The organism is uncultured Methanobrevibacter sp., from assembly GCF_937906425.1.
Lineage (GTDB): Archaea > Methanobacteriota > Methanobacteria > Methanobacteriales > Methanobacteriaceae > Methanobrevibacter.
In genome coordinates this window covers 1-5,380 of sequence record NZ_CALCYR010000045.1, presented here as the reverse complement: position 1 = coordinate 5,380, position 5,380 = coordinate 1, and the positions used below count along the sequence as shown (strand labels likewise).

Below are 5,380 nucleotides of genomic sequence, written 5' to 3'. Positions count from 1 at the left end.
TCTTAAAAATTAATTCAAATCCTTTAAAAATTAAATAAAATTCTTAAAAATTAATTCAAATCAATTAAAAATTAAATAAAAATTCTTAAAAATTAATTCAAATCCTTTAAAAATTAAATATAATTCTTAAAATTAAATATAATTCTTAAAATTAAATATAATTCTTAAAAATTAATTTAAAAAAAATAAATTTTAATAAACTTTTAAAAAAATAAAATTAATAAAACTCAATGAAAAACTAAAAATATTATAATTTTTTGTTTAATTCATTAATTAAGTCTTTTTTAATTGCTTCTTGTTCTGAATCCTCATGGTCTCCACCGGTTTCAAAAACAAAACCACATTTATCACATCTAAACATTTTTAATTCTGCATGAGCATGATGATTGTCAATAAATCTTCTTTGAGCAGTTTTATCTTGAGATCCGCATTTAGGACATTTTGCTAAAATATCTTCCAATTTCATATTATAAACTCCTAATTTTTTAAAATTTATCATAAAACTTTGAATATATTAATTTAGTTTGTTATTATTAATATAATTTTTTTATTAAATTTTCCTGATAAATAAATTTTTAGAAATTAAAAAAAATAATGATAAAATTATTAAATTTTCCAGATAAATAAATTTTTAGAAATTAAAAAAATACTGGCAAAAAACAAATTTATTCAATATTTTCAGATAAAAATTCAGTAAAATTGTCAATTATCTCTTCAATAAAATCATATTTTGCAATTTGGTCTAACCAATTTGCAGGAATTTGCTCATACTCATAGAAAAGTCCGGCCAAACCACCTACAATAGCTGCAGTAGTGTCGGTATCGCGGCCTAAATTAACAGCTGCCAATGCAGTATCCTTATAATTGTCATTATTAAAAAGACACCATAGTGAAGCTTCAAGACTACTTAAAACAAATCCTCCACTCTTGACTTCATCCCTAGGCGCATCTATAATGCTTAAGGAGTAAACTCGATCAAATCGATCCATATAATGTTCAAATGCTGAAATATTGGAATAATAATCCTTTGCTGATTTAACTCCCCTTTTAACAAGTTCAAAAAGCAAGTCCCTATCTTCAAGAGCCAAATCTTCACCGGAATATTCATTTTCAACAATATCCTTGAATTTATATTTCAGGATTTCAATAGCTATCCTTACATAAATTCCGCAAGCCATCTGACTTATTTTATGCCCATGAGTCAATTTGGAAAGATTATGAATTGTTTTCATCTCATCATCAAGGGTGAAATCATATTTCAATGATAAAAAGTAAATATAGAATGCTGCAGGTAAAATTCTCATAAGGGAACCATTTCCATTGCTGCGGTCCCCTCTTCCACCACATTTTAAGGGTTCAATGCCAAGCGTAAAATTGGAAATAGCATAACGGGTGGTATTTCCTATATCAAAACATTCATTATAAGGACTGTAATGACCATCATAATACCATTTGCTGTAAAATAAAAGAATGGAACGATAGTTAATTGTTCCTGCAAAATCATGGATAAATAATTTTCCATCTTTCAAATCGGGAGATTCAATATTTATCTTAGAGTATTTTGCCATTGCATCCATAGATGCTATTGTCAGGGAACTGTCATCAGACCAGGTACCAGGAGCTTGATTGTAGGTTCCAAAACCAATCATATCAGTCATTGGATTAATGTCACACCAGTCCCTATCATTAAATTCATAGGGAACTCCCAAAGCATCAGCTACAATAAGACCAAACATGCCACTTTTGATTAAATGATTCATATCTTCTTTAAAATTCATTTTTACATCACACTTAAATTGTTTAGGTTTTCAATAAATATAATATGTATGATATCTTATAAATCTATTCATTTTATACTGAAAATAAATTAACAATAAAAACATTAAGACTTACAAATTAAAAAAAAAATCTTAAAAGATTTTTATCCTAAAATAAAAAAACATGAAAATTCCACTAAAAAAAAATCTTAAAAAAGTTTTACCCAAAATAAAAAAAAACATAAAATTCCACTAAAAAAAATCTTAAAAAAGTTTTTCCCTAAAAAAACATAAAATTCCATTTAATTCAATTGAAAAACCTAAATAATAATTAAAAAATAAAAAATTTATATAGATTGAAAAATAATATAATTAATATATTATTTAAAATAATCTTTTAAAAAGGTATTTTACCTAAGAAATAGGGATTGAATATGACTTTAGAAATTTTAAAAAAAGGAACTAGTGAGAATTTTTTACTAAAACAGATCATTAGGAAAAACTTTACATCCAAATATAAGGATTCTGTTTTAGGAATACTTTGGAGTTTTTTAAAACCATTGATTACAATGGCTTTATTAACTGCAATTTTTTCATCAGTATTTGCAAAAAGTATTGAAAATTTCCCAGTTTATTTCCTTACCGGTAGATGTGTTATCGATTTTTTCAATAGCGGAACAAAAATAGCTATGACTTCAATCAAAAAGAACAGATCCATTTTGGAGAAGATATTTGTTCCGAGATATGTCTTTGCATTGGGAGGAGTATGTTCCGAATTTTTAAATTTCCTGCTTTCCCTTGTTGTTTTGGTAGCAATCATGGTTGTTACAAGAGCTCCATTCTACTTGAATGCAATATTTGCAATTATTCCAATACTTATCCTATTCCTCCTGATTACAGGAGTTGGACTAATATTGGCAATCATATGTACCAAATTTACTGATATTGAATACTTATATAAAATCTTTACAAGCCTGTTGATTTACGCTTGTGCGATATTTTATCCAATTACCATGGTTCCACAACCATTTAGGACATATATGGAATTAAATCCAATTTATGGAATCATTGCACAATTCAGAGAGTTTGTAATGTACGGAAGATTCCCATCCATGAGAATCATGTTAACCTCATTAGGCATCTCTTTGGTATTGTTTATCATTGGAGTATTGTTATTTAGAAAATATCAAAACAGAATTACCTTAGAATTATAATTAAAGAAGAATTAAGTTATTTAATAAAAAAAGAATTAATTAAAATAATTATTAAAAAAGAATTAAATGATTATAATTAAAAAAAGAATTATTAAAATAATTATTTAAAGAATTAAATGATTATAATTAAAAAAAGAATTATTTAAAATAATTATTTAAAAAAATTGATTTTAAAAATTAAAATTTTTTCTAAAATAATAATGTGGAAATAAATTAAAAGTCAAATTTTCATTTAAATCATAAAAAACAATGAATATTAAAAATTAAATAGGGAGGTTCAATATGGAGGAAGATAAAAGCTCAAAAAAGATTAAAACTCAATTAATTCCAGCTATCCACAATACTGTATCTCTACGTACCTATTTAAGAACCAAGGATGGAAAACCTATCGAAGGTGAAGAGGTTATCTATTCACTTTATGATCTGGATGGAACAAAGACAAGGGAATACCGCAATATAACCGATGAGGAAGGTAAAATCCACATGACCTTAAACGCTACCAAAGACATGTATATCGGTGCAGAATATGCAGGTAGCGACAAATATGAAGATGCAACATTGCTTACCTTTAGAACCAGACCTTCTCAAGAAGAAATTGACATAAAAACCAACCACTCTTACCAGGTTGCAAAAAGAGAGAAGAAAATGCAAAGGCAAGCTGAAATAAAGGAGCACAATGTTGTAGAATACTATAAAAATCAAAAGGCATTCGAGGAAAGTGGTGATGAAAACATAGCCATAGAACTTAGGAATGTCAATTTAAGCTTTAAGATAGGCAATGACAAGATTGATAACCTAAAGGAATATGTTATCAGAACAATAAATAGAACCAAAGAGAAAAAAACCATCTTCAAGGCAACAAATGACGTTTCATTTAAAATCTATAAGGGAGAAAAGGTCGGAATCATTGGTTTTAACGGTGCTGGAAAAAGTACATTGCTTAAAATCATATCCAGAGTCTATGAACCTGACAGTGGAGAGGTTATTGTAAATGGAAATATCGCTCCATTATTATCCTTAGGTGCAGGTTTTGACAAGAATTACTCTGGCAGAGAAAACATTTTCCTTAATGGAGCAATTCTGGGATATAACGAAGAATTCCTTAAGGAAAGATATGATGCTATTTTGGAATTTTCTGAACTTGGAGAATTCATTAATCTCCCAGTTAAAAACTATTCATCAGGAATGTTGTCAAAATTAGGATTTTCAATAGCTACAATTGTAGAACCGGACATTCTAATTCTTGATGAGGTATTGGGAGTTGGAGACATTAACTTTAGACGAAAAAGTAGAGAAAAACTTGCTTCCTTAATGGAATCCAAAACTACAGTATTGCTTGTTTCACACTCAATCATTAAGTCATGCAGTATCTCTGGAAATATTTTCTATGTTGGATTATCCTCGTGCCGATTCTGGCTGGAGCTTCGCCAATTGACACCATTGCTGCCTATAGCATTGCCACACACCATATTACTTCTCAGCAGACGAGCTGCTTGCACGCCGGGCGTCCGAGGCTACAACTGATTCATGCCGAGCCATCGATGAACAGGAGTGGAGAATCAGATTACTATCTGTTCACAATTAACGGTGATCAGGGATTTGTAATCATTGCCGGTGAGGACAGAGCAAGACAAGTCCTCGCCTATGGAAGCCAAGCCATTAACATAAAGCAGGTTCCTGACAACCTGCAATGGCTACTCTCTCATTATACCAAACAGATCGAATACCTGCACAGTCACCCCGATGCGCTACCGCAACCACCTCAACAACAGTCCGGCATCACAGTGCAACCGATGCTGACGACCCGATGGGATCAAGGAACCCCTTATCGCAACCTGTGCCCACTCATCGACGGCAATCCGGCCACTACTGGATGTGTTGCCACCGCCATGGCACAAATCATGAACTTCTGGAAATATCCCGAGATTTTGCCTTCTCTGCCCGGCTACACCACCAGCACACATTCCATTCAAGTCCCTGCTCTACCACCCATATCAGCCGAATGGAATCTCATGCAGGAAAGTTACAAAGAAGGCTCATATACTCAAGACCAAGCCATTGCTGTCGCCACGCTGATGCGCTATTGCGGCCAATCTGCCAAGACAGACTACACGATCGCCAACAGTGGAGCCTGGTTACACGACCAGCTTGACGGATTCAAGAGGTTCGGTTATTCTGACAATGCCACTTGCATCTGGCGCAGCAATTATACAGAAAGTTTATGGAACGACCTGATTCTCGATGATCTGGATCTTGATCTCATTGACAATGTTCGTGGCGTCTTCCTGACCGACATTCTCGGCAACATGACCTGCGAGTCGCTGGTCATGAAATTCGCCGACGCGCGCCGGGCCGTCCTTATCATCCCCTCGGAGGAAGAGACCGAAAGCGAAAGATCGGAAGAGCGTC

5 protein-coding genes are annotated in these 5,380 nt (G+C 32.0%); 3 read left to right on the top strand and 2 right to left on the bottom strand.

Annotation, left to right across the window (positions count from 1 at the left end):
• Positions 1 to 247: 247 nt before the first annotated feature.
• Positions 248 to 466 carry a TIGR04165 family Cys-rich peptide gene (locus tag Q0138_RS01315; RefSeq protein ID WP_297979848.1) on the bottom strand — a complete coding sequence of 73 codons (219 nt, stop codon included), beginning with the start codon at positions 464 to 466 and terminating at the stop codon, positions 248 to 250.
• Positions 467 to 665: 199 nt separating this feature from the next.
• On the bottom strand, positions 666 to 1,778 hold the full coding sequence (locus Q0138_RS01310) for an ADP-ribosylglycohydrolase family protein (RefSeq protein WP_297979845.1): 1,113 nt from the start codon (positions 1,776 to 1,778) through the stop codon (positions 666 to 668).
• Positions 1,779 to 2,191: 413 nt separating this feature from the next.
• Here Q0138_RS01310 and Q0138_RS01305 point away from each other — a divergent pair, with 413 nt between their 5' ends.
• The 3 genes from Q0138_RS01305 to Q0138_RS01295 form a co-directional block, all read left to right on the top strand.
• Positions 2,192 to 2,971, top strand: coding sequence for an ABC transporter permease (locus Q0138_RS01305; protein WP_297979843.1), 780 nt, complete (start codon positions 2,192 to 2,194; stop codon positions 2,969 to 2,971).
• A 282-nt stretch (positions 2,972 to 3,253) separates the two neighbouring features.
• Entirely contained in the window at positions 3,254 to 4,495 is a 1,242-nt protein-coding gene (locus Q0138_RS01300) for an ABC transporter ATP-binding protein (RefSeq protein ID WP_297979839.1), read from the top strand.
• A 269-nt stretch (positions 4,496 to 4,764) separates the two neighbouring features.
• On the top strand, positions 4,765 to 5,380 hold a 616-nt coding region (locus Q0138_RS01295; protein ID WP_297979836.1), incomplete at its 3' end, for a C10 family peptidase.

What these genes read in the sequence shown, in the direction of transcription:
- Q0138_RS01305 (WP_297979843.1), top strand. Translation starts at nt 2,192, where the DNA reads ATGACTTTAGAAATTTTAAAAAAAGGAACTAGTGAGAATTTTTTACTA.
- Q0138_RS01315 (WP_297979848.1), bottom strand. Translation starts at nt 466, where the DNA reads ATGAAATTGGAAGATATTTTAGCAAAATGTCCTAAATGCGGATCTCAA.
- Q0138_RS01310 (WP_297979845.1), bottom strand. Translation starts at nt 1,778, where the DNA reads ATGAATTTTAAAGAAGATATGAATCATTTAATCAAAAGTGGCATGTTT.
- Q0138_RS01300 (WP_297979839.1), top strand. Translation starts at nt 3,254, where the DNA reads ATGGAGGAAGATAAAAGCTCAAAAAAGATTAAAACTCAATTAATTCCA.